This window comes from Reichenbachiella sp. (genome assembly GCF_039969095.1).
Taxonomy (GTDB): Bacteria; Bacteroidota; Bacteroidia; order Cytophagales; family Cyclobacteriaceae; genus Reichenbachiella.
On the sequence record NZ_JBDVOL010000013.1, the window covers coordinates 379,337 to 404,380 of the forward strand.

Annotated in this window: 23 protein-coding genes, 1 tRNA gene and 1 pseudogene; 8 read left to right on the forward strand and 17 right to left on the reverse strand. The window is 38.3% G+C overall.

Annotated features, from left to right (window positions below):
* Nucleotides 1–3 precede the first annotated feature (3 nt).
* The 4 genes from accC to ABJH98_RS14155 all read left to right on the forward strand — a co-directional run bounded on the left by accC (nucleotide 4) and on the right by ABJH98_RS14155 (nucleotide 3,766).
* Complete coding sequence (gene accC / locus ABJH98_RS14140) at nucleotides 4–1,353, forward strand: acetyl-CoA carboxylase biotin carboxylase subunit (protein WP_348308343.1); 1,350 nt, start codon at nucleotides 4–6, stop codon at nucleotides 1,351–1,353.
* Between the two features lie 72 nt (nucleotides 1,354–1,425).
* Nucleotides 1,426–2,103 (forward strand): hypothetical protein, encoded by a 678-nt coding sequence (locus tag ABJH98_RS14145; protein WP_348308344.1) that lies wholly within the window; start codon nucleotides 1,426–1,428, stop codon nucleotides 2,101–2,103.
* A gap of 17 nt (nucleotides 2,104–2,120) precedes the next feature.
* Nucleotides 2,121–2,831 (forward strand): outer membrane beta-barrel protein, encoded by a 711-nt coding sequence (locus ABJH98_RS14150; RefSeq protein ID WP_348308345.1) that lies wholly within the window; start codon nucleotides 2,121–2,123, stop codon nucleotides 2,829–2,831.
* Complete coding sequence (locus ABJH98_RS14155; RefSeq protein ID WP_348308346.1) at nucleotides 2,828–3,766, forward strand: hypothetical protein; 939 nt, start codon at nucleotides 2,828–2,830, stop codon at nucleotides 3,764–3,766. The genes ABJH98_RS14150 and ABJH98_RS14155 overlap by 4 nt, the downstream gene beginning before the upstream one ends.
* 56 nt (nucleotides 3,767–3,822) lie before the next feature.
* Here the strand turns inward: ABJH98_RS14155 and ABJH98_RS14160 are convergent, their stop codons facing one another.
* The 8 genes from ABJH98_RS14160 to ABJH98_RS14195 form a co-directional block, all read right to left on the reverse strand.
* Nucleotides 3,823–4,635, reverse strand: coding sequence for a hypothetical protein (locus tag ABJH98_RS14160; protein WP_348308347.1), 813 nt, complete (start codon nucleotides 4,633–4,635; stop codon nucleotides 3,823–3,825).
* Nucleotides 4,636–4,637: 2 nt separating this feature from the next.
* The gene (locus ABJH98_RS14165; protein ID WP_348308348.1) at nucleotides 4,638–5,441 is read right to left on the reverse strand and encodes a hypothetical protein; all 804 of its coding nucleotides are present in this window, start codon (nucleotides 5,439–5,441) and stop codon (nucleotides 4,638–4,640) included.
* A 4-nt stretch (nucleotides 5,442–5,445) separates the two neighbouring features.
* Nucleotides 5,446–6,486, reverse strand: coding sequence for a hypothetical protein (locus ABJH98_RS14170; RefSeq protein ID WP_348308349.1), 1,041 nt, complete (start codon nucleotides 6,484–6,486; stop codon nucleotides 5,446–5,448).
* A gap of 69 nt (nucleotides 6,487–6,555) precedes the next feature.
* Nucleotides 6,556–7,935, reverse strand: a complete 1,380-nt coding sequence (locus ABJH98_RS14175) for an ATP-binding protein (RefSeq protein WP_348308350.1) — start codon at nucleotides 7,933–7,935, stop codon at nucleotides 6,556–6,558.
* Nucleotides 7,925–9,304 carry a sigma-54 dependent transcriptional regulator gene (locus ABJH98_RS14180; protein WP_348308351.1) on the reverse strand — a complete coding sequence of 460 codons (1,380 nt, stop codon included), beginning with the start codon at nucleotides 9,302–9,304 and terminating at the stop codon, nucleotides 7,925–7,927. The genes ABJH98_RS14175 and ABJH98_RS14180 overlap by 11 nt, the downstream gene beginning before the upstream one ends.
* A gap of 215 nt (nucleotides 9,305–9,519) precedes the next feature.
* Nucleotides 9,520–9,921 carry a hypothetical protein gene (locus ABJH98_RS14185; RefSeq protein WP_348308352.1) on the reverse strand — a complete coding sequence of 134 codons (402 nt, stop codon included), beginning with the start codon at nucleotides 9,919–9,921 and terminating at the stop codon, nucleotides 9,520–9,522.
* A gap of 97 nt (nucleotides 9,922–10,018) precedes the next feature.
* Nucleotides 10,019–12,922, reverse strand: a complete 2,904-nt coding sequence (gene gcvP, locus ABJH98_RS14190; protein WP_348308353.1) for an aminomethyl-transferring glycine dehydrogenase — start codon at nucleotides 12,920–12,922, stop codon at nucleotides 10,019–10,021.
* A 362-nt stretch (nucleotides 12,923–13,284) separates the two neighbouring features.
* Nucleotides 13,285–14,565 (reverse strand): DEAD/DEAH box helicase, encoded by a 1,281-nt coding sequence (locus ABJH98_RS14195; RefSeq protein WP_348308354.1) that lies wholly within the window; start codon nucleotides 14,563–14,565, stop codon nucleotides 13,285–13,287.
* A gap of 68 nt (nucleotides 14,566–14,633) precedes the next feature.
* Here ABJH98_RS14195 and ABJH98_RS14200 point away from each other — a divergent pair, with 68 nt between their 5' ends.
* Nucleotides 14,634–16,019: a dihydroorotase gene (locus tag ABJH98_RS14200; protein WP_348308355.1), complete on the forward strand. Its 1,386-nt coding sequence runs from the start codon at nucleotides 14,634–14,636 to the stop codon at nucleotides 16,017–16,019.
* Nucleotides 16,020–16,111: 92 nt separating this feature from the next.
* A tRNA-His gene (locus tag ABJH98_RS14205) sits at nucleotides 16,112–16,187 on the forward strand.
* A gap of 34 nt (nucleotides 16,188–16,221) precedes the next feature.
* On the opposite strand, the pseudogene cdd reads toward ABJH98_RS14205, so the two are convergent.
* Nucleotides 16,222–16,719, reverse strand: a pseudogene (cdd, locus tag ABJH98_RS14210) (cytidine deaminase); the annotation flags it as partial.
* 157 nt (nucleotides 16,720–16,876) lie between these two features.
* Here cdd and ABJH98_RS14215 point away from each other — a divergent pair.
* Entirely contained in the window at nucleotides 16,877–18,211 is a 1,335-nt protein-coding gene (locus ABJH98_RS14215) for a saccharopine dehydrogenase C-terminal domain-containing protein (protein ID WP_348308356.1), read from the forward strand.
* 103 nt (nucleotides 18,212–18,314) lie between these two features.
* On the forward strand, nucleotides 18,315–19,028 hold the full coding sequence (locus tag ABJH98_RS14220; RefSeq protein ID WP_348308357.1) for a YebC/PmpR family DNA-binding transcriptional regulator: 714 nt from the start codon (nucleotides 18,315–18,317) through the stop codon (nucleotides 19,026–19,028).
* A gap of 1 nt (nucleotide 19,029) precedes the next feature.
* Here ABJH98_RS14220 and ABJH98_RS14225 read toward each other — a convergent pair whose 3' ends face one another.
* The 8 genes from ABJH98_RS14225 to ABJH98_RS14260 form a co-directional block, all read right to left on the reverse strand.
* Nucleotides 19,030–20,466, reverse strand: a complete 1,437-nt coding sequence (locus tag ABJH98_RS14225; RefSeq protein WP_348308358.1) for a PAS domain-containing sensor histidine kinase — start codon at nucleotides 20,464–20,466, stop codon at nucleotides 19,030–19,032.
* Between the two features lie 109 nt (nucleotides 20,467–20,575).
* Complete coding sequence (locus ABJH98_RS14230) at nucleotides 20,576–21,034, reverse strand: carboxymuconolactone decarboxylase family protein (protein ID WP_348308359.1); 459 nt, start codon at nucleotides 21,032–21,034, stop codon at nucleotides 20,576–20,578.
* Nucleotides 21,035–21,109: 75 nt separating this feature from the next.
* Entirely contained in the window at nucleotides 21,110–21,691 is a 582-nt protein-coding gene (locus ABJH98_RS14235) for a Crp/Fnr family transcriptional regulator (RefSeq protein WP_348308360.1), read from the reverse strand.
* Entirely contained in the window at nucleotides 21,691–22,323 is a 633-nt protein-coding gene (locus ABJH98_RS14240; RefSeq protein ID WP_348308361.1) for a 7-cyano-7-deazaguanine synthase, read from the reverse strand. Before ABJH98_RS14240 ends, ABJH98_RS14235 begins: the two co-directional genes overlap by 1 nt.
* Nucleotides 22,324–22,374: 51 nt before the next feature.
* On the reverse strand, nucleotides 22,375–22,695 hold the full coding sequence (locus ABJH98_RS14245; RefSeq protein ID WP_348308362.1) for a DUF721 domain-containing protein: 321 nt from the start codon (nucleotides 22,693–22,695) through the stop codon (nucleotides 22,375–22,377).
* A 2-nt stretch (nucleotides 22,696–22,697) separates the two neighbouring features.
* A complete protein-coding gene (locus ABJH98_RS14250) occupies nucleotides 22,698–23,534 on the reverse strand; it encodes a zinc-dependent peptidase (protein WP_348308363.1) in 837 nt (278 codons plus the stop codon).
* A 12-nt stretch (nucleotides 23,535–23,546) separates the two neighbouring features.
* Nucleotides 23,547–24,194, reverse strand: coding sequence for an alpha/beta hydrolase (locus ABJH98_RS14255; protein WP_348308364.1), 648 nt, complete (start codon nucleotides 24,192–24,194; stop codon nucleotides 23,547–23,549).
* Entirely contained in the window at nucleotides 24,191–24,973 is a 783-nt protein-coding gene (locus ABJH98_RS14260; protein WP_348308365.1) for a hypothetical protein, read from the reverse strand. The genes ABJH98_RS14255 and ABJH98_RS14260 overlap by 4 nt, the downstream gene beginning before the upstream one ends.
* Nucleotides 24,974–25,044: the final 71 nt, after the last annotated feature.

A 25,044-nucleotide genomic window follows, 5' to 3' on the forward strand; every position in this document is an offset into this window, starting at 1 on the left:
CACGTGTTTAAAAAAATATTAATAGCCAATAGAGGCGAAATTGCATTAAGAATCATTCGAACTTGTCGTGAAATGGGTATTAGCACTGTAGCTATCTACTCTACAGCCGACAAAGAAAGTTTGCACGTCAAATTTGCCGACGAAGCCGTATGTATCGGTCCTCCACCAAGTAAGGACTCTTACTTGAATATGAAAACCATCATTTCGGCTGCGGAAATTACCAATGCTGATGCGATTCATCCTGGATTTGGTTTCCTCTCAGAAAATGCCGAATTCTCACAACTTTGTGAAGAGTACAACATCAAGTTTATTGGTGCAAGTGCAGATATGATCAACAACATGGGTGACAAGGCTACTGCCAAGGACACCATGAAAAAAGCTGGCGTTCCAACCATTCCTGGTTCGGAAGGACTGTTAAGTTCTGTAGAAGAAGGAAAGAAAATCGCTAAGAAGATCAAATATCCTGTGATCCTAAAAGCTACGGCCGGAGGTGGTGGACGAGGTATGAGAATAGTGAAGGAAGAAAGTGGATTTCAAAAAGCTTGGGATGATGCTCGACAAGAGTCCAAAGCGGCCTTCGGGAACGATGGCATGTACCTTGAGAAATTCGTTGAGGAACCGCGCCATGTAGAAATTCAGATCATTGGCGATAGCAATGGACGTGCTTGTCACTTGTCAGAGCGTGACTGTTCGATTCAGAGAAGACATCAGAAGCTGACTGAAGAAACACCTTCCCCGGCTAAAAAAATGACTCAAAAGCTGCGTGAAGAGATGGGTAAAGCTGCCATCTTAGGAGCAGAAGCCATTAAATACGAAGGAGCAGGAACTGTAGAATTTCTTCTGGACAAGCATGGAGACTTCTTTTTCATGGAAATGAATACTCGTATCCAGGTAGAGCATCCAATTACTGAAGAAGTAACTGATTTTGACTTGATCAAAGAGCAAATCAAAGTAGCTGCAGGAATCAAAATTTCTGGAAAAAATTATTTTCCACAGCTTCACGCGATCGAATGCAGAATCAATGCAGAGGATCCTGCGAAAGATTTCCGTCCTTCACCAGGAAAAATCACTCACCTCCACATGCCTGGAGGACATGGTGTACGGGTAGATAGTCATGTATATGCTGGATACACCATTCCGCCAAACTATGACTCTATGATTGCCAAGCTGATTGTTTCTGCTCAAACAAGAGAAGAAGCCATAGTAAGGATGAAAAGAGCATTGAGTGAATTTGTAATTGAGGGAATAAAAACTACAATCCCTTTTCATATCAAATTAATGGATGATGAGGTTTACAAATCTGGACAGTTTACCACTGCCTTTATGGAATCATTCGACTTGACTGATTTGTAAAATTATTTAATTCGAAATACAATATTTATTTTAGTAACCACGCTGTTCATATGGCGTGGTTATTTTTTTACTATGAAAAATAGATTTTTTCTCTTCTTACTCATTGGCTGTCTCTTAGCCAGCTATGAAAGTCAATCTCAGGACTCACTTCAGCGAAAAAGAAAAGAAATTCATGTGGGTATAGGACCGGCTTTCTACAGTGGTGACCTTGGAAGTGCTTACTCTAGCGGATCATTGCTATTCAACTTTGGCCTCAAGTTGAACAAAGACAAAAAACTAAATGGCAATATCAAGGTTGCGATTGGTTCTATTTCAGGACAGGAGCTAGATTACACCACGACAGACAATACTGGAATTACTGCCACTCCAAACACCTATTTTAAAACCAGTTTCTTTGGGCTGAACTATGAAGCTCAGTACAACTTTGTGCATAGAGAACAACTAAAGGTATATATTTCACAAGGCATAGGATTATTTCGATTTAATCCTAAAGATCAATATGACAACGATCTGATAGACCAACCTGATACCAGACCCATAGGCGAGAGTTATCGTAACATGATCATCCAACTACCCACTCAACTTGGAGCTAAGTACTATCTGCCTAACGATTTTGCTTTTGGAATCCAATTTGGGTTTATCAATCCAATTACGGACTACTTAGATAACTTGGGAATCTGGGGGAATAAAAATGGAAATGATAATATTCTTTCTATTCAATTTGAAATTCATGCTCCTATCTCATTCTGATCTTTATATTTGAATTGATGAAAGATCGAATGGTTTATCTGGCTTCATTAATTTCCATATTATTCATGGCAAATTCAGCTTATAGCCAAAAAGCAATTGGTCTTTATGTTGGTTCAGTAACCAATCAATTTGAAGGGGATCGAGTAAAAAAGCTGTTCGATGTGGGGTTTCGAATGCATAGTTCTATGTCTGTAGGCCTAGTTCTTGATATCCCAATAAAAGAAGATGTCTACCTCACAGCTATTCCTGGTTATAAAAATATAGCTGGAACAGTGTATGAAGAAAATGAAGAGTATTACGATCAAATAGATCAGGGGATAGAAGAGCCTTCGGTTCCTAGATTAGTAGATATTTCCGTATTAGAGTTTGATTACTTTGCTCTTCCAATTCTTCTCAAACTGATTTCTGATAACAAACGCTGGCAATTTATGGCTGGAATAGAGTCTGCTTTCAATTTAAAATCCAATTTAAACGAATTAAAGACAGGAGAAGACATTGACATTGGCTCATACATTACTAATATTAATTACTCGGCGATATTTGGATTGGGTTATATATTCAAAATAAAAAAATCTCGATTCTCCATCGATCTGATGTATACGCAGGGCTTGGTCAATATGTCAAGCGGATTAGAATTACCCTTTGGGAATGTCCCAAGAGTAAAATCAACTACAGGAGAAACAAAGCTTACGTGGTTTTTTCTAAGTAAAACAGAAAACACCAAATGAAAAAGACGATTTGGATACTTTTCTTTTATCTAGGACTAGTTCTTCATTCCTTTTCGCAGATTGAGCAAAAACAAGGGAAGATTCCCATGCTCAACAACAACATATATGCCAATTTCGAAGGGATGAAGTCCCCTTTTACAAATACTTCATTTTTTTTAGAATTAGGCCTTGGAGAATCCGGAGTATTTACTACAGATGGTGTTCCCGCAGGAGATTCTACTATTTTCAACCTATCCGGAGAATTACTTTTTGTAAATCTAAAATTTGGATACACTCAAAAAGTTAAAGATTGGATTTGCTTTTTTGTCAATGCCAATTATTCGGCTCGCATTGGAAATAACGCCCAAAGCATTTTCATTAGTGGGGTAAATACTATCATCACGGTTGAACCCGGGGTTCTTTTCAAAATCAAGCACACCAAAAAATTTGCGCTTTCAGGTTATTTTAAATTGACCAATACTGAATCTAGTATTGTTGATGTCAATCAGTATTTCGCAGATCTCATAGCAAGTAAACCTTATGCTGATTTGACTAGAGATGTTCCTGCATTGAATGGCGGTGGCGGCCTTACTGCATCCTATGCCATCGGTCCCAGTATAGCTTTTCATGCAGATGCTCAATTGGCTTATGGCGAAACGCTTGAAAGATCTGATCCATCGTGGCAATATTATACAGCTGCCAATATTTCTTTAAATTTTAAAAAGTGGATTAATTTACCCGTTTCCGTTGTTTTAGGAGGATATGCCAATACACTCACCAATGTATTTTCAACTCAAGGAAAACTCACTTCTTCATTTAATGCCAGAATAGCTTATACTGGTTCAGATAGTTTTGTACTTGCAATCGAAAGCCAATCTGGAAGAACGCCCATAGAAGAGACCAATACCAGAGTCCAGCTGAAAGCTCTAAGCTTCGCCGCCAAATTTTACTTTTAGAAACAAAAAAGACAGCCATTAGACTGTCTTTAATTTCATTTGAGGATGGATAATGCTTATCTACCCATGCTCTGCATATTGATTTGCTGTTGCTTGTAGCCTGCAGGTACCTTGAATTGGTCAGACGATATTGATTTCTTCGCTAACGTTTCCACAGTATTTTCGTTGACGGCTTCGCCCTCTTTATAAGCAATTGTTTTTACAGGAATACCGTCTTTTAATATTGGACTCTTCTCGTCAAAATTGAGCTGAGAAAACGATCCGCCTGTTGGCAACAAAGCCACAACTTCTTGAAGGTTTTCTTTGAAATAATTCATCATTTGCTTCATTACTCCAAATTCACTCTCACTTACGCCTAGTGTACCATATGATGCAATATTCATCTGAAGCACTTTGCTCCCATCGTTCAATCCGTCATATCCTACTGTATTCCAAGAGCCAATTTTTACATTTTTACCATTGGCATTGTAAGTCATTAAATCGCCATTGGATGGGTTCAATATTTGGTCGAATTTAGCTTTTTGTTCTTCTGGCATGTTAGCAGCAAATTGTTTCATCATTTTGGCCATCATTTTGATTTGTTCCTTTAACTGAAGTAAAGTCGCCTTGTCAAATTGATAATATTCCTTTTTCTTATTGTCTATAAAAGTAAAGACCTCTGAGCTACCGTCGAAAATGATCGTACTATTGTCCGACCCAGAATTTTTCACTAACATTTTATCGGCAGTCAGGTAAATTTCGGATGTAGCTACACTTCCACTCTTCAACGTTTTAGTTTTAGATAAAATAAAAATTCCGTCTTCCGCCCATACAGTCAGGCTCAAGCAAATCAGTAATCCAAATAAAGAAAGTTTTTTTAATACAATCATTTTTATAAATTTTTAGTCGTTATAGTCACTTTTCCGAACGAAGTAAAAGCGTTTTCTGGTACTTCGTTTAATACTTTTATTTCTGTAAGCTGGCCCTTGCCTCTACCCCCAGACAACATGATATTACCATATTTTTTATAATCATCCCAAGGAGTAATAAAACTTGGATTCGGCTGCTCCGAGTTTTCAAAAAATGCCCACTGAGTCACTAAATTACTTTCAGCATCAACCCAAACATTATAAATGTTGTTGGGAGTATCGCCTACATTTTCGAAAGCCAGTTGAAGCACGAAGGACTCCATGCCCAATGCTGTGGTGTCATTTCCTAAATAATATAAGGACACTCCCGCGTCTTTCAACTTGAATGGCATCACTAACCAATAGGAGTCATTGATCCATATACTCTTAGCTTTCTTCAAATAGCCTGCCAAAGAATCTGCATCTGTTATTTCCTCCCCGTCTACAGATGCCTTTCCATTCAAACTATTGATATTAACCAATAGCTTTTCCTTTCTATCTAAATAATCGATCCTAACATCCCCTGTGTGTTTATCCCACAACAGTTTTCTTTTGCCAAAGAAAGTCCAAGTGATATATCGGGTCTCATCCCAAGCCTTTCGACCCCCCATGGCTGTCATTACTTTATCGGCAATAATTACTGCTTCCGGATCAGAGGCCTCGTAATTGAAGCCCTCCGCAGGCAGATTTACATCTTTGTCTTGTTCAAACACAACTTCCGGCTCATTTTTTTTTGCTCCACAGGAAGCTATGAGGACCATAAGGAATAAAACAATCAGGTTTTTCATATGCTTAAAAATTATACATTTCTGTTTTTTTGAATACCATCCAAAGACTCATTTTCACAATTTCACCCATATTTCGGCATTTCATAAATTTAGGTTCGTGATAAAATTCTGCAAGGTCTTTTTTTAGTGATAATACATTTTTAGGAAAGGAAATCGTATCATCGATCATAGCTCGCATCAAATCAACCACTCTATACCTGGCTACGCGCAGGCGATTAGCTATCAACGACCGCTCCTCTTTTTGATATTGACGTACAGTCTCGGGAGTCATGTGTTTAAGCCCCATATTGATTAGCGCATTATTTTGTTTGAAATATTGAGGCAGATATATATTCTTTCTCCCTTCATACGATTGCTGATCAAAATCTATCGCCTTGAGTCGATAAGATATTTGTTCGAAATCTGGAATAATATTGACTACAAAATTACTTGAATGCATGTCTCCAAGAAGCCTCACAAAACACCTTTCATTGAACTTTACAAACTCCTTAGCTAAACGAATTTCATTCAAATTCTTGTCTTTCAGGTATTCTTTGATAAACTGATCTCCAGGAATACCCGCTATATGCTCTTCAATCAATGTGTTTTTATGTACCACATAATTGATCCTGTTAGGAGACAACAAATGCTCTAATTCTAATCCATAGATTCTGGATGCATCCGCATTTTTGATGTAGAAATAATCAAAATTGTCATTGATTCTATTGACTATCCGGACTCGAAAAGGCTTTGTATTTCCATATTGGCAAATGTCGACACGCTCCACCATGAGGTGATCCATGACGCTCACATCTCCATCCGCTTTGATTTCTGAATATATCTGCTTCAAATCATGATGAATCATAGCCATGTCCGATTGCGGATAAAAAACGGTTTCCCAAAGTGTATCTACACCTTGAGAATCATATAATGGAATTGAGTTATCGTAACGAAGCAAACTCTCATATTCGATGGGCACAGCGATAGTCCGCTTGTACTTATGCAAGTAGGTCCTTAGCTTTTGGCTAATGGTAAATGGTATCTTTTTTTTGCTAATGATCGCCATGAAAACGTATTCTAACCACTAATATAATTAGGGTACATACTTCCATGACTGATAAGTTTGAAAATAATTCTATCTAGGGAAAGTAAGTGTAAACTCTGTCCCTTCATTAACTACAGATTGAACGGAGATGTTTCCGTTATGCTTTCGCATAATTTGTTTGGATAAACTGAGGCCAATTCCTGAGCCAGACTTTTTAGTGGTAAAGAATGGAATAAAAACCTTTTTCAATGCCTCCTCATCTATACCTGTTCCGTTATCTTTTATTTTGACTGTTATACGTTCATCATTTTCTACAACGGCACTTATTGAAATTTCTTTAGCCTTTTTAAGTTCTTCATTTTCGCCCATGGCCTGAATGGCATTTTTCAACAGATTAATCAGTACTTGTTCTACTTGCTCCTTGTCCACTCTGATCATCAATTGTTCAGGAACTATATCCAGATTTACCTTGATATCATTTTGTTCTAAATCAAATCTGAGCAGATTCAACATGGGTCTAATCAAATCACAGATCAGAATATCTTCTAACTGAGGAATAGGAATCCTTGTTAAGTTTCTGAAGTCACTCACAAATTTGATCAATCCATCACTTCGCTTATGAATGGTATGAAGAGCCATATGGAAGTCAGATAAATCCTCTTTAGAAATATTTTCAATTTTAAAATCTTCAGCATTGATCTGAGATTCTAATTCTGTTTCGATCGTAGCTGCCAATGAAGAAATGGGCGTAACCGAATTCATGATTTCGTGTGTTAATACACGGATCAAATTCTGCCATGCATCCATCTCCTTTTCTTCCAATTCACTCTTAATGTTTTGGATAGAAATCAATTTGAATTCTTCATCCCTTCGCATCAATTCAATAGCATAGATGGCCAATTGAACTTCTTCTCCCTTCTTCTCGATTTTCATCAGGTCGCGACCACCCGTTTTCAATTCCATCAAACTATTTACTAGCTCTTCACTCACACTACTCAGTTGTTTCACATTTTTGATGAGGTCTACTCCTAATAGTGATTTTGCTGTTGAATTGATAATTTGAATTTCTCCGCTTTTATCGAATGTGATAATCCCAATACCTACGTGTTGAACAATGGTTCGTAAATAGTTGTGTTGCGCTTCTTTCTCGGCTCTGATCTCACGAAACTTTTTAATTACATTATTGAACTGCTCATACAGTCCATCCATGGAGGTACCTGACTTTTTGGTGGTATAAGTATGAGTGAAATCGTCATATTTAATGGAATTCAGAAATCCCGCCAATTCTCGATTGGTTTTGTCCAAATACTTAATCAACACATAGACTTCATACGCCAAAAGGCAAGAAACAAGCACTTTTGTAAGCGTATAAGACTCGGTATAAAAGAGGTTGACCAAGAAAATGCACGTGCAAAAAATCAAAAGCACACGTACGATAAGATTAAGCTTGAAATTATTACTATAGGCCATGCTTTTCCAATCGGCGATAAAGTGATGCTCTTGTCAATCCTAGTTCCTTGGCTGCTTTCGATATGTTGCCATCATGTCTATCAATGGCTTTTTTGATTACATTTCTTTCTACTTCATCTAGATTAAAAGTATTTTCTTCGTTATCTGTCTGACCTTCTGGTTTATGATTCAAGAAAAAGAAATCATCCGGTGACAATGAAGATTCGTCACTCATAATTACCGCACGCTCGATGGCATGTTGCAATTCTCTTATATTTCCTGGCCAATGATATTTTTGTAATTTTTTAAGTGCTGCTGCACCTATCTTTTTTCCACTTTTTCTGTACTTTGAACTATAAGTTTTTACAAAATGCTCCGCCAATAAAGGAATATCATCCAATCGTTCTCTTAATGCAGGCAAGTGAATTTCAACCGTATTGATACGATACAATAAATCCTGCCTAAAAGTGCTCTCCTCCACCATATCATAAATAGGCATGTTCGTAGCACATATAAGACGTATATCAATATTAGAAGCCTTATTGGCACCAATTTTTGTCACCTGCCTATTTTGAATAACGGTAAGTAACTTAGACTGAAGTGGCAAACTCAGGTTACCTATTTCATCAAGAAATAACGAACCCTTATTTGCCACTTCGAATCGGCCCGTTCTGTCTTCTTTCGCATCGGTAAACGATCCCTTTTTGTGACCGAACAGCTCACTTTCAAAAAGTGTCTCTGTGATCGCTCCCATATCCACTCCTACAAAAACATTGTCTTTTCGAAGTGATTGCGTATGAATGGCTCTTGAAATCAACTCCTTGCCAGTTCCATTTTCACCCAAGATCAAGACATTGGCATCCGTTTGCGCCACCTTTTCTATGATCTTAAATACGTCTTTGATCGCTTGACTTTCACCTATTATTTCTTTGAAGGGTTGGTTTAATTCTTCTTCGAGTTGCTTTTTAGCCGATTTGAGTTGATCTACTTCTTTGTAAGATTTTTTTAACTTGACAGCTGTATTCAAAGTGGCCAACAATTTTTCATTTTGCCACGGCTTTAACACGAAGTCTGTTGCTCCCTCTTTCAAGGCACGAACAGCCATTTCTACATCTCCAAATGCGGTTATCAAAATCACCACGGCTTTAGGATCACGTTCTAATATCTGTTCCAACCAATAGAACCCTTCCTTACCACTGGTGATGTCTTTACTGAAATTCATATCCAGCAAAATCACATCGTAAGTATCATTGTTCATCAAAAAAGGAATCTTCTTTGGGTTTTTTTCAATGATGACATTCTTGGCATGTTTCTTTAGCAGCATTTTAGCTGCAAATAGCACATCTTCATCATCGTCAATTATTAGTATGTTTCCTAGTTCTTTTTCCACGGTCTTTTTCTTTTATGTAATCTTGTTATTCAGAATATGTGCCAATTATTAAAATACATGCCTATAACACACAAAGCATGTTTTAGCCATACGCTTAATATAAAAGCGCTCCATATTGAACAAAAAACTGTATCAATATCGGACACAATATAAGCAAAAAAAAGCCGTAAAATGAATGTGAAGTTCAGTACTGATGGCACGAACCAGGAAATAAATTAGAGGTTTATCTTTTTTGTAAGATTCTCCTTGCCAGATTTGACTTTGATGACAAAAATCTTCGATTTGATCTCATCAAATTGATATTCCAATTCTGAGTCTTTAGCTTGTTTTACGCTTTCCTTGAGGATCAAATTACCAATTACATCATAGATTTTAATATCTAAGTAATCAGAAGGTTGGTTGATGAATTTCACTTTGAAGGAATGATCCCCCACAGCGGACAATTCATAATCCAAGGGTTTGGCAACTAACTTACTATTATAATTGAGTGTGCTTTCTTCTGGACGAGCAAAATTCAACGCAGTCTTCTCTTCATTAGAATTCACCGCTCCTTGCCCAATAAGCAAAGAACAACTGACTATAACGAATATAAAAAGGAGAAGTAAAGGTTTTTTCATTGATTGAATTTAAGTAAAATTCAAGCCAAAACCTTGCCAAGCTAGGCTTTGACTTGAACTTATAATGGCAATTGTCAAAAGACGGTTGCCCGAGTTTCTAAGCCTCTATAGCTTCTTCTTCAAATTCCTCAACAGGAATACAGCTACAGAACAAATGTCTATCTCCATATGCATTATCTACTCTACCCACAGAAGGCCAAAATTTATTCGTTCTTAGATAATCCAGTGGATAAGCTGCTTCAGATCTCGAATAGCTATGATTCCAATCATCAGACAATACTGAATCTGCAGTATGTGGTGCATTTTTCAATACATTGTCATTGGCATCCATCGTTCCATTTTCAACGGCTTCAACCTCTTCTCTGATTTGCAATAAAGCATCACAGAACCTATCTAATTCCTCTTTAGTTTCACTCTCAGTTGGCTCGATCATAAGTGTACCAGCTACAGGAAAAGAAACAGTAGGAGCATGAAATCCATAATCCATCAATCGTTTGGCAATATCTTCTACTTCTATCCCGAATGATTTGAATGCTCTACAATCCACGATCATTTCATGTGCGCACCTACCATTTATTCCAGTATAGAGAATAGGGAACTTTGTTTCCAATCTAGACTTGATGTAATTGGCATTTAGAATGGCCATTTTTGTGGCATTCAATAAGCCATCAGGCCCCATCATAGCTACGTAACCATAAGAAATAGGCAATACACCAGCACTACCAAATGGTGCCGCAGAAATTGAACTTATTGCTTTTCCATTATCAATGTCTACCAATGGACTTCCTGGCAAGTAAGGTGCTAAATGCTTGGCTACACCAATTGGCCCTATACCAGGACCACCACCACCATGAGGGATAGCAAAAGTCTTATGCAAATTCAAGTGACAAACATCAGCGCCTATATGACCAGGACTCGTGAGTCCAACCTGAGCATTCATATTTGCACCATCCATATATACTTGGCCACCATTTTGATGAATGATTTCGCAGATTTCAATCACACTTTCTTCAAATACGCCGTGAGTAGATGGATAGGTGATCATTAAAGATGAAAGTGTATCCTTGTATTGTTCGGCTTTAGCTTTTAGGTCGGCTACGTCTATATTGCCTTTCTCGTCGCACTGAACCAGCACCACCTTGTTTCCTGCCATAACCGCACTGGCAGGATTGGTGCCGTGCGCAGATGTTGGGATAATCGTAATATCTCTATGGCTTTCTCCTTTATCTGCTTGAAAAGCCTTAATAACTAACAGTCCAGCATACTCTCCTTGCGCTCCTGAATTCGGTTGTAAGGAGGTAGTATAAAATCCAGTAATCTCAGACAGCCATTCCGTTAAATTAGAGATCAATTCTCTATAGCCATCGGTTTGACTGACAGGTGCAAAAGGATGCATTTGTGCAAACTCTGGCCATGTGATTGGAACCATTTCAGAAGTAGCATTTAATTTCATGGTACAAGACCCCAGTGAAATCATAGAGTGAGCCAAGGACAAATCCTTGTTTTCTAGTCTTTTTAAATATCTAAGCATTTCGTGCTCAGATTGATGTTTTTGATACACTGGATGCTCCATAAAAGAAGATGTCCTGTCAAAATCTCCGTTGAAATTGATTTCTACCTGATTAGCAGCTTCAATAACAGATGAAGAATCAATTACTGTAGATCCTATTTTTCCAAAAATAGCAACCACCTCTACCAACTCATCTACGGTGTGCGTCTCATCAAATGCAACACCTATTGATCCGTCGCCATAATAATTGAAATTGATGCCTCTAGATTCTGCTTCAGTCCTAACTTTTTCTTTCAGCACATCATCGGCTTTGATTTTCAAAGTGTCAAAAAATACTTTGTTTTCTTGCTCAAAGCCCATTTCACCCAGATACTTACAGGCCAACAATGCCAAACCATGGATTCTGGAAGCAATTCTTTTTAATCCATTTGGTCCATGATACACTGCATAAGCGCCGGCAATCACACCCAATAATACTTGAGCAGTACAGATATTGGAAGTAGCTTTTTCTCTTCTGATGTGCTGCTCTCTTGTTTGCAGCGCCATTCGATAGGCCTTGTTGCCATGACTATCTTGCGAAACACCAATAATTCTACCTGGTATTTGTCTCTTATATTCTTCTCTTGTTGCGAAAAAGCCAGCATGTGGGCCTCCAAATCCCATAGGAACACCAAATCTCTGCGTCGTTCCTACTACTACATCCGCGCCCATTTCACCTGGAGGAGTTAGTAATACTAAACTCATTAGGTCTGTTGCCGCGGTAATAAACACTTGGTTTTCTTGAGCAAGACTAAAGAGCTCTTTGTAATTTTCTACACTTCCTTCTGCGTTTGGATACTGTACAATCAATCCAAAATAATCTGGCTCAGAAATATCAATATTTTCATATTTATCGATAACCAATTCAATGCCTATTGGCAAAGCTCTGGTTTTGAGTACGTCTAATGTCTGAGGAAAAATTCTTTCGTCAACAAAATATTTATTGGCAGCTTTTTTATCCTTTTTTCTCAATGAAAACTGCATGGACATGGCTTCAGCAGCTGCGGTAGCTTCATCCAAAAGTGATGCATTGGCAATCTCCATTCCTGTGAGGTCTGAAACCATGGTTTGAAAATTCACCAAAGCCTCTAACCTACCCTGAGCAATTTCTGCCTGATAAGGAGTATAAGCAGTATACCACCCTGGATTTTCCAGAATATTTCTTTGAATGACTGCTGGCGTCACACAGTTGTAATAACCTAAACCAATAAAAGACTTGAAAACTTTATTTTTACTAGCTATTTCCTTGACCGATCTAACATAGCTAAACTCATCTAATGCTTCCGGAATATTCAGTTTTGTTCTTTTTCTGATGTTTTCTGGTACAGTCTGATCAATTAAATCATCTACAGAATTGACTCCAATTGCGTCCAACATCTGCGAAATATCATCATTAGATGGCCCATTATGTCTATGCTGAAAATGGGTACGCTCGTTAAGATTTGCTATCATTTTAATTCGGGATTTATAGCTATTCAAACAAATACATTTTCCTTCGAAAATTTTGCGCAAATCTAATCTGAATAAGTCAAAAAAAGACGAACTAATTCTCTTAAAATGATACTTTGTTACCTGGAATTATTGTGATGATTTGGAGCTGAAGTTGATAAGGATGAGGATCGATACTTGTGGGATTAGGTACCGATGTACCTATTCCCCACAAGATCTTTTCAACCAGCTATGGAAAGAAAGACTTTTTAATCCATCTTTCTGTAGCAATTATAACCTCTTTCTTTATCCTGTTGAATTAAATTCTATGAATCAAAATATTTTTTCGACGAATCAGCCAATTCCTTAGACGAATGGAATGTGTTCTAGCGCTTCTTTTTTGAACCTTTTGACTTTTTAATTTTTTTATCATGGAATGCCCCCTGATAAGTAGGGTCCAATTTCTTCTTTCGGTAGTCAATTTCTCTTAATTGTTCTTGTTGCTCAACAAAAGGCGTCTTTTCAATATTTACTTCAGCTGGTATTGATTCTATCTCAATTTTCTTTTCTATTAGTTTTTCTATTTGTTCGATATGGAATTCCTCCGCCCGATTGGCAAACGTAATAGCGATACCAGTATTTTCTGCCCTCCCAGTACGACCAATTCGATGCACATAATCTTCATAAATTAATGGCACGTCAAAATTAATCACATGAGAAACCATGCTCACATCAAGGCCTCTAGCCGCTACATCAGTAGCTACCAAAATTTTAATGTCACCATTTTTAAAGGCATCAATAGAGTTTAATCTTGTATTTTGAGCTTTGTTGCCGTGAATCACTTTTACAGATTTAGTGACCTTACGATCTATAAACTTAAAAATGTTATCTGCATTTGCCTTCGTCTTCACAAAAATGATCACTCTTTTCAGTTCTTCATTCTCTAATAAATGGCCTAGTAGATTGATTTTTGATTTGAAATTTGGAATCAAAAACAAAGACTGAGTAATCGTATCAACTGTGGAAGATTGCGGAGTCACTTCAACTTTTTCCGGAAATTCTAAAAACTCAGCAGATAGATTTTCAACAATGGCCGACATGGTAGCCGAAAAAAGCAGATTTTGCCTTTTCACAGGGATAATTTCTAAAATCTTTCGAATCTGAGGCATAAATCCCATATCCATCATTTTATCAGCTTCGTCGATGACCAATGTTTTCAATTGTTTGGTGCCAAATGCTCTTTTGCGGTATAAATCCATAAATCGCCCAGGCGTAGCCACCAGTATATCTATTCCTTCCGACAATTTTTCTTCTTGAACCTTCATACCAGTACCTCCATAAACTGCTGTGAATCTCAAGTCAACATAGGTAGCATACTTTTTAATGTTTTCATTGATCTGAATGGCCAGCTCTCGAGTGGGTGCTAATATCAAAGCCCTTGGGTCTTGTCCTTGAGCATATTTCAATTTCATGAGTAGTGGCAATACGAACGCAGCTGTCTTTCCGGTACCCGTTTGTGCGATGCCCATTACATCGTGACCAGATAAAATCAGTGGAATTGCTTTCTTTTGGATAGGTGTTGGCGAAGCATATCCTGCATCTTCAATAGCGTTTAGCACTTGCTTGTTGAACTTAAAATCTGAGAAATTTTCGATGTTATTCGCCATGGATAGCAATTAGTAGCAGGAGCCAATTAATTTTGTGATGCAATTTATTAAGTTTCACTCGATTCTTGATGTCAATTGTACAAATCAGACTTTCATTGAATAAAATCAGAAGAATGGCCAAATATACACTTATCAAAAACGCTAAAATCGTAAATGAAGGTAGCATTCTAGCTCACGACGTGTTGATAAAGGACCAGCGAATAGAAAAAATTGGATTTGGGCTTTCGCATGATACAGCTGAGACTATTGATGCTGACGGCAAATTCTTACTGCCCGGACTCATAGATGATCAGGTCCATTTCAGAGAGCCTGGACTAACGCATAAAGCTGATATTTATACTGAAAGTAGAGCTGCAGTTGCTGGTGGCATTACTTCTTTCATGGAAATGCCCAATACGGTTCCGAATGCACTCACTCAGAAATTGCTTCAAGACAAGTATGACATTGCTGCTCAATCGTCGTTAGCCAATTACTCCTTTTTCATGGGAGCTTCTAACGACAACATTGAAGAAGTGATGAAAACCAATAGGCAGAAGGTCTGTGGGATCAAAGTTTTCATGGGATCTTCTACTGGCAACATGCTCGTAGATAATGAAAAGACTTTGACCGAACTATTTTCAAGAGCGGAACTGATTGTAGCGGCGCATTGCGAAGATGAATCTACCGTTCGTAGAAATACGGAACTTTTCAAAGAGAAGTATAACGGTAAAATCCCATTCTCCGCTCACCCTTTAATTAGAAGTGAAGAGGCTTGCTACCTATCATCTTCTAAAGCAGTGGCATTGGCCAAAGCCAACAACACCAAGTTTCATGTTTTGCATATCTCTACAGGAAAAGAAACAGAGCTGTTCGACAATTCTATTCCACTAAAAGATAAGCTTATTACTTCTGAAGCTTGTATTCATCACATGTGGTTTTCTGATGAGGACTATCACACCAAAGGAGGATTGATCAAATGGAATCCTGCGGTAAAAACTGCCTTTGATCGAGATACCATTTTTCAGGCGATGCTGGATGACAAAATTGACGTGATTGCCACGGACCATGCACCACATACCATTGAAGAGAAAGATAACGACTATCTCAACTGTCCATCAGGTGGCCCTCTCGTTCAACATGCCTTACCTGCCATGCTCGAACATCATCTAAATGGAAAAATATCTATTGAACGAGTGGTGGAAAAGATGTGTCACAATCCTGCAATTCTATTCGAAGTTAAAGATAGAGGCTATATTAGAGAAGGGTACTATGCTGATTTAGTGTTGGTAGATACAGCAGATAAATGGCTAGTAAAAAAAGAAAATGTACTTTCGAAATGCGGCTGGAGCCCATTTGAAGGTCAGTCATTTAGAAGCAAAATCACTCATACTTTTGTGTCTGGACATCTGGCTTATGCCAATGGACAAATGAACGAAGGCATGAATGGCGAACGATTAATGTTCGACAGAAAATAAATGCTGAATTAATTTTGGATTTTAAGAACACAAATTTCTAAATTTGCACTCCTTTTTAAGGGGTCAACCAACCAATAGGGTTGATGAAATATGGTGATTGTAGTTCAGTTGGTTAGAACGCCTGGTTGTGGTCCAGGAGGTCGCCGGTTCGAGTCCGGTCTTTCACCCAGAAAGCTTCGTAGAGATACGGAGCTTTTTTGTTTCACCCCCTCAAACTCTTCGAATCAAATCCAAAAGGCAATAAGTCTCCCACCGTCGTTTTCATAATCTCATTGTTAGGACGCACAAAAAGCAGCTGGATAGGCTCTTCTTGCTTGCTGTCATATTCCATCATGGCTTGTCTACAGTTGCCACAAGAAGAAGCCATTACGAAATCATGCGCTTCATTAGGCTTGGCAGCTATGGCTATCATCTTCACTTGTTCGTTGGGATAATTGGCGCCTGCACTAAAGATAGCCACTCGTTCTGCACAGAGGCCAGAGGGATACGCTGCATTTTCCTGATTGCTACCTTTCACCACGATGCCACTGGCTAATAAAACTGCTGCACCTACATGAAAATTGGAATAAGGTGCATACGCATTTGCCACTGCCTCTTTGGCATCGTCTACCAGCGTTTTTTCTCTGGCGTTCAACTCCGAATAATCGAATATTTCTGCTTCTACTTGCTGGGTTACTTTTTTGGCCATGGCTAGAAATCTAGGTTTAAATGCACTAAAGTGCGATGGACAATTTAATACTTATTTTTTTAACTAAATGTTTTGTTAGTCGCCTCGAAAATGGAATAATTTGCTTCTTTTTTGGGTCTAGTAAGGCTCATAAAAACAGCATGAATACCCAAAACATAATACACTTATAATGAAAAAAGTACTTGTACTTGGTGCAGGAAGATCTTCCTCCACATTGATTGAATTTTTACTAGATCACGCAGATGCGAACGACTGGCAAGTGGTGGTAGGAGATTTGGATGAGGCGCTTGCCAAAGATAAAATCAATGGCAGCACAAGAGGTGAAGCCATGGCTTTCGATATTTTCAATGAAGCACATCAGCAAAAATTGACAGAAGGGTTTGACCTGGTCATCTCTATGATGCCAGCTTCATTTCATATCCATGTAGCCAAAATCTGCGCAGCTCATGGCATTAATATGCTCACTGCCTCCTACGTGACGGACGAGATCAAGTCGCTCCACGAAGAATTTGAGAAAAATAATGCTGGATTAATCATGGAAATGGGACTTGATCCAGGTATAGACCACATGTCTGCCATGAAAGTTCTGGATAGAATCAGAGAAGCTGGTCATGAACTGAGAGCATTTGAAACTTTTACCGGAGGATTATTAGCTCCAAGCAATGATGACAATCCTTGGAAGTATAAGTTCACATGGAATCCTAGAAACGTAGTATTAGCTGGACAAGGCTATACTAAATTCATCCAAGAAGGCCGATATAAATATATTCCTTATCAAAAGTTATTCAGAAGAACTGAAGTGATTCACATCCCTGAGTATGGCTATTTTGAAGGATATGCAAACAGAGATTCTTTAAAATATCTGGATGCTTATAAGCTGCAAGATATTAAGACTCTCTACAGAGGAACCTTAAGACAAGTGGGCTACTGTAAAGCTTGGGATGTATTTGTTCAACTAGGAGCCACTGACGATACTTATGAATTGCACGAAGTAGATAAAATGACTCACAGACAGTTTATCAATTCTTTTTTATCATTTAATCCAGATGATTCTATAGAATTGAAATTGGCTCATTATCTAAATCTAGATTTGGAATCTGATGAAATGTACAAACTGAAGTGGCTCGGTCTATTTGAGGATGAATTGGTTGGTTTGAAAAAAGGTACGCCAGCACAAATTCTAGAACATATCTTAAAGAAGAAATGGACTATCACAGCAGATGAAAAAGACATGATTGTGATGTGGCACAAGTTTGAGTATTATGAAGGAAAAGAATTGAAACAAATTCAATCCTACATGGCTATAGAAGGCGAAGATGCCGTTCGTACTGCCATGTCGAAGACTGTGGGCTTGCCACTGGCAGTTTCAGCACAATTGATTTTGCAGGGAAAAATGAGTCCAAAAGGTGTTCACATTCCTACGGAAAAGGAGATTTACGAACCAGTCTTGAGTGAGTTAGCATCTCATGGGATCACGTTCAAGGAATGTGAAATTGACAATTGATTAGATCAAGATTTAAGGTTCAAAATTCAATAGCTATAAGATAAAAGAGCATTGAATCTTAAATCCTGATTCCTATATTTGTAACCTTAAAATATCTTTAGAAATGGGAAGAGCATTTGAATTTAGAAAAGCACGTAAATTGAAGAGATGGGGTGCCATGTCAAGGACATTCACCCGAATTGGTAAGGACATCGTAATTGCTGTAAAAGCTGGCGGACCTGACCCAAATACCAACTCACGCCTGCGTGCTGTGATGCAAAATGCTAAGGCAGCCAACATGCCTAAAGACAATATAGAGCGAGCCATAAAACGTGCTTCAGATAAGGCTCAAGGCGACTTTAAGGAAACACTTTTCGAAGGCTATGCGCCACACGGTATTGCGGTACTTGTAGAAACAGCTACAGACAATAACAACAGAACTGTGGCCAATGTAAGAAGCTATTTCACGAAGTGCGATGGTAATCTGGGTACCTCTGGCTCTGTAGAATTCATGTTCGAACACCAATGCAACTTCCGACTCAACAAAGAAACATTTGATCTAGATGCGGAAGAACTTGAGTTGGAGTTAATCGACTTTGGAGCAGAAGAAGTTTTTGATGATGAAGACGGCATGATGGTCTATGGTGGATTTGCTGATTTCGGTTCGCTTCAGAAGTATTTTGAAGAAAACAACATCGAAATTTTATCCTCTGGATTTGAAAGAATTCCTACCACTACAAAGGAGCTGTCTGAAGCAGAGCAAGAGGATGTAAATAAACTGCTAGAAAAATTAGAAGAGGACGACGATGTACAGAACGTCTTCCATACCATGGCCTAAATCATGATGCTGTGGGGACAGTAAATTCAAAGATGGATCCTTTACCTACCTCACTTTTTATATTCAATTGACCTTTATTCAGCTTTACAAACTCCTTGGTGAGCACCAGCCCTAAACCTGTGCCTTTTTCGTGCTTAGTTCCCAAAGTAGATTTTATTAAGTTCTTTTTGAGTAATGATTCGATTTGCTCCTTTGACATCCCAATACCAGTATCTTTAATCTGAACAGTCACTAATTCGTCATTAGGAATTGCATCAAAACAAATTGTACCCCCTTTGCTGGTGTATTTAATGGCATTATTAAAAAGATTAGCAATCACGCTGCTAAAAGTGGATTTATCAGCAACCACAAATAGATCTTCCTTGATGTCAACTTTTACATTCAACCTTTTCAAATTTGCATTGATCAGATAGGCTTCCATGGCGGAATGAACCAAACCCTTAAGCTGATGTTTCTCAGGTTTAAGCTCTATAATTCCTTGCTGCGACAGCGCCCAATTGAGCAGATTGTCTAATAGACGATACACGCTGGCAGAAGAATTGGCGAGCAAATTCAAGGCACTTTGGTGCACTTCAATATCACCTTTTTGTTTTTTCAGCAATTTGGTCAGTTGAAGGATGTTAGCAATCGGTCCTCGCAAATCGTGAGCGATCACAGAAAAAAGTTTGTCTCTGGAAGCTAGAGCCCCTTTCAAATCCACTTCAGAAGTCTTTAATGCGGTGATATCTCTAGTAAAACAAGCAACTCCTACAATTTTGTTTTCTACACTTACCGGGTTATAAGAAATTGAAATATGAACTGGTGGTTTTTCGAATTCGTGCGTTTCCACTAATTCAAATTTCTCTCCTGCCAAAGAACGATCGTATCTATCTTTCCAAATCGTGCGGTGAGGTTCAGGTAAGTAATCAATAATAACATCTCCCAAATGAAGGTCACTGCGAAACACCCGATCAAATTCACGTTTAAAAACCGAATTCATAGTCACCAAAGCGTACTTGTCATTGACTGACCATATACTGTCCGTGGTATTTTCTATCTGTGCATGTAGATTGGCTTCACTCTGCTCGAGTCTGAGTTCGGTTCTCTTACCAACAGAAATATCCCTAGATGAGCAAGCCACGCTAACGATTTTTCCATTCTCACGGATGGGATTAAAACTTACCTCGACATACTCAGGGACACCTTCTATTTCAAAATGATCTACAATAGTAAACCGTTCCCCAGCAAGTGCCCGCTGATATCTTTCTTTCCAAATCGAAAAAATCGGTTCTGGTACATTATCGAGAACATACAACCCTATGGTCAATCTCCGACCAAAGGCCCTGAGATAATCCTCACTCATGTTCGAATTCACATAAGTGCAAATCAGTTCGGTATCGTAAGACCACAGCCGATCATTGGTGTGCTCTAGCTGGGCGATTAAGTCTTTTTGCTTCATTGACTTTCTATTCTTGATAGAATATAGTCATTTTTACAAATAATACACTGTCACGCACCACAAGAGCCAAAAATAGGTCGACCAACCACCCAATTAGTCGACCAATTCGTCATGCAAACTGCCCGACTTTGTATTCACCTGCCTTTGTTTTAAAAGCCTTCATCAATCGATTCCAACAATTGATTCGAACAATGGCTAATGTCCAAGCCGCTATTTCATTGTCATCGAAATGCTTTTTCATAGGTCCATATATATCCTCATCAATATTGTTGTTCGGAAGAGAGGTCAATGCTTCGGCATATCTAAGAATGACTGCTTCTTTTTCACTGAATCTATCTGAATCTCTCCAAGCAGAAAGCATGCTCAGACGTACAGTAGATTCTCCGGCTGCAATTGCTTCTTTGAAATGCATATCCAAACAAAAAGCGCATTCATTAATCTGAGAAACACGATAATCCACTAAGTATTGCAACTGCTTATCTAGACCAATCTTATCCAGGTAATTCCCCATAGCATAGAGTCCATTATACAATCCATCTGGGGTATTTTGAAAACTTATTCGTTCCATTTTTAAAATGATTTTAGAGTAAAATATTTATTACTCAAATCTCTGGAAGTAAATGGATGTATTTCTTAATGTAGTTTAAGAACCGGTCTCAGCTTTTTTCTTTCTTATTTTACTTAGAAATTCCGGAGTAAATCCAAGATAGGAAGCCAGCATGTATTGTGGGATACGTTGTACAAAATCAGGGTTGCTGTTGTTGAAATGATCAAATATTTCCTCCCCGGACATATTGAACATGTATTGAATTCGTCTTTGATCTGCAATATGCCTCTTCTCTAAAATCACACGAAAGTAATTATTGAGTGCCGGTGAAATTGAGACGATATCATCAAAATCCGATTTACTCAACCGTAACACTTCACAATTTTCTAATGCCTGAATATTGATATGAGAAATGCTCTCGTTGACGAAACTATCATAGTCCGTCATCCACCAATTCTCTATCCCAAAATTGACGATTTGTTCTGCACCTTTTTTGTTTACAAAATAGGATCGCATACATCCAGAAAGAATAAAATATTTGTGGTGGCACTTATGACCAGTAGTTAAAAGGTGATCCTTTTTCTGAATCACTTTTTTCGAAACCACACTTTCAATCAATTTCAAATCTTCTTCTGAAACCTCGCTGAATTTGTTGATGTGCTCAAAAAGTCTCTCCACTAAGAATCAATTATTTTTGACATCTCCTTGCATGTAGAACAATTACCGCAAGGTTTAGCTACCTTATTCTCATAAACGGGTCGCCTACACCACCAAGTTGATTGCCTTACCTCGTCTGGTAGAAAATTCCAAATTTCTTGTTTGGTGTAATCAACGACGGGAAAAATGTATTCCGCTGTTTTATGTTTTTCGAGGCTTAACGAAGATTTAAAAATGGCCTGGGCTCTCTGCATTCTTAGTTCAAAACCATCTCCCCCACCTTCTACATCAGTTTTGGTTCTCCCCATAGCGACATGCACCACATCAGGTCGAGCTGCACATATTTGAGAAGCTGTAAATGCGCACACATCCATATCCATTGGAAATCTATTGGATTTCAAAGGAGCAAAACCTCTGGTGTCAAAAGTGCTTTGTGTAAAAAGGAATTGAGGTTCCCCTTGTTGCATATAACAATTAAGAATTTTTTTAACTGCTTCCACTTCTGCAAGTGCTCGATTTTCTCTATTCCAAATATGAATATGGTGGACAATGAGAGCGTATGACTTGTATTTTTCGTTAGACAATAACTCATGCAATACGCCAGCAGAGTCAACTCCGCCAGAAAACATGATTAGAATAGTAGGCTTAGCCACGAGGATTAGATTTCAATTTTATTAAAACCAATTTAGGCATTTTAGATTTGATTATACAAACAACACATCTCTCACTACTGGTTTACCAAACTCCTTTTCTAAGAGTTCAAGTACTTTGTGACGGGATTGATTGAGTTCGTGTTTCAGAGGTGCAGAATTGAGCGTTACTATGAGCACATTGTTTCGTACTTCCAACTTGGATGTACGGTTGGCTATGGCCTGTCCCATTATTTTGTTCCATGTAGATAGAAGAGTGGTCTGGTCAAACTTCTTATTGAGATTATAAGATTTGAGCATAGCATCAATCACATCCTTGACAGTGGCTGTGTCTTGATTTCTAATACTTGCAGCATGTGGCTTTCTTTTGGCCATTCTCAAATCGGATTTAAAGGATCTTGCTTCAAAAGTAGCACTAAGATCGCATAGAGATTGGGCATCAGGCTTTTAAATTTTTCGGGGCGTTCGAAAAAGTTTTCTATGGCTACCGAAAAAAACTCATCTGGATCAGTTCCTGCATATTCTCTAAACATTCGGCTATTTCCCTCTTTAATGCTTGCCATTTCCTGATCAGCCAAATATTGCCAATGCTGAAGTACTTCTTCATCCAAAAAATTGAACTCTGCATTGGTAATTAGATTTTCTAATCTAAGTGCATGAGCCATCTCATGTAAGCCTAAATTCCTCCCGTCTATTGGATTGAAATACCCTTCTACGAACGCCTTCCATGAGAGTACGATTGTCCTAAATCTAGGATTGACTTCGCCTTTGTGATAGGTTTTATTAATGGTTGAATAATAATTGTCAGGATAGACCAAAATACGTTTGAAATGACTTAAAAACACCTTTGGGTAACCGAAGGTCAATTGAACTGCACAGGCCGAAATCAGCACTTTCATCTCCTCAGTTACTATAGGAATTTGTCTTGGAATGAATTCTTTGACATGGATGAAATATTGCACTTTTTGCTCGAATCTTTTTCGTCTATCAGGAGTAAGTTGCTTGTAAAAAGGGAAATGTTTATTTAGGATTTGTTTCCTTTTTGCGGATAGAGGCCGAGGAAACCCTGGCACTTGAAATCCCATATTCACTCTCCCGGTCATTCCTGCCAAAATAATCACGGCAACACTTAAAAAAGCTAATATCACCACATCAAAAGAGTCATTAGAAGGAGGCTCAGTCTGTAGTAAGATTAGCAAGATGAAATTAGTCATTCGGTAAATATATCAATTCAAATCAGACAAAATCTCATCCACAAGTACGGATATTTCTTTGACGTTTTCTATAATAGCAAAATGCCCAGCGTTTTCTATAAACCTGCCATCTATCCCCTTCGGGGGGATAAGCAACTTATCCTGATTGGCATATATTCTTTCTACATTTTCAGGAAGCCATTCATTGTTCCAAGTCAGTACTTGGTCGACAAAGAGTTTAGTTAGTTTCCGATCCGAATTATTGACGATTTTAGTCACTAGTTTTTTACCCCTTTCAGATTTAACTCCCGAAAAAAAGATCAGCCATCTGGGATTAGACCCAAAAAAGAAAGAAGGAATTATCCGATTCAATTTGATCTTAGAAACCAGCTGAATCCAAAGCGGCATTTCGCTTTTTCGAGCTGATGATGTAATAAGAATAGTTTTCCTTGGTTGGATGAATTTATTCATTTCTACTGCCAGCATGCCTCCGAAAGAAACGCCGAGTAACACAAAAGGCTCTGAATGATCAATCTGATCACATAACCTTTTGGCATAGGCATTCATAGTCTCCCATGGGTGTGTGGGTATCCACTCGATATATACTTTAGTATGATTGATTTTGAGTAAATCAAAAACCGATGTATCTGCACCCAGACCCGTTAAACAATAGACTTTCATCCTTTAGTTATACGAATTTGTTGATCAATGATCTGTCCATGACAAAGTGAATTCCAGAATTTTTCATTGAGGTATTCTTCTTTGATAAAATTCGCCAAAGCCTCAAAATTCGAAAGGTCTCCTGACAATAAGGCCAGATTAATTTTCTCTTCAATTGTTTTCTTGAATTCATTCAAATCAGGTATAATCCATCCAGAGCTGTCACCGGAAATTTTAAATTTACAATAGTAGTAAACATCCAATCCATGCTCTTCAATGTCTGATATGATGAGCTCGTATTCTCTATTGAGGTTCTCAATCAGCTGATCCATATCCTTGCCTGCTAAATCATAGAGAATTAAAGACTTGAATGTGATTGGAGCCTGCTCTGCTTGCAACTGTTTCCAATGCGACAGCAGCGCCTGCGTATCTCCGTCAGCCATGTGATGTCTTACCACATCTCTAATTGATATTTTCGGGTCTATGGCCTTCAGTTTTACGCAAGCATCAAGGAACTCATTTTTTAATTCGAAGAACTTGGTAAGTGATTGAGCTTCTACAAATGTAACAGATAACCCACAGCTCTTTGCTTTGCGCCAAGCCACCCCTATCGACCACAAATTGGCTAGCACAAGTGCCAATCCAAACAAGCCAGCCGCCGCTAATACCAAGTACAGAATATCCATGAAGAAAAGATAAGGAAGATTGGTTGGGTGGCAAAGTTTGTTCTGATATATCAACGTCACTTCTAACGCGAAAGCAGAGCAGTCCACTGTAGACTGTTCTGCCGTGGGTGACATCTCTCTCCCGGTCAATATGAAGACACAAAAAAGGCCCGCAATGCGAGCCTTACTTGTCCTAATCTGTAATG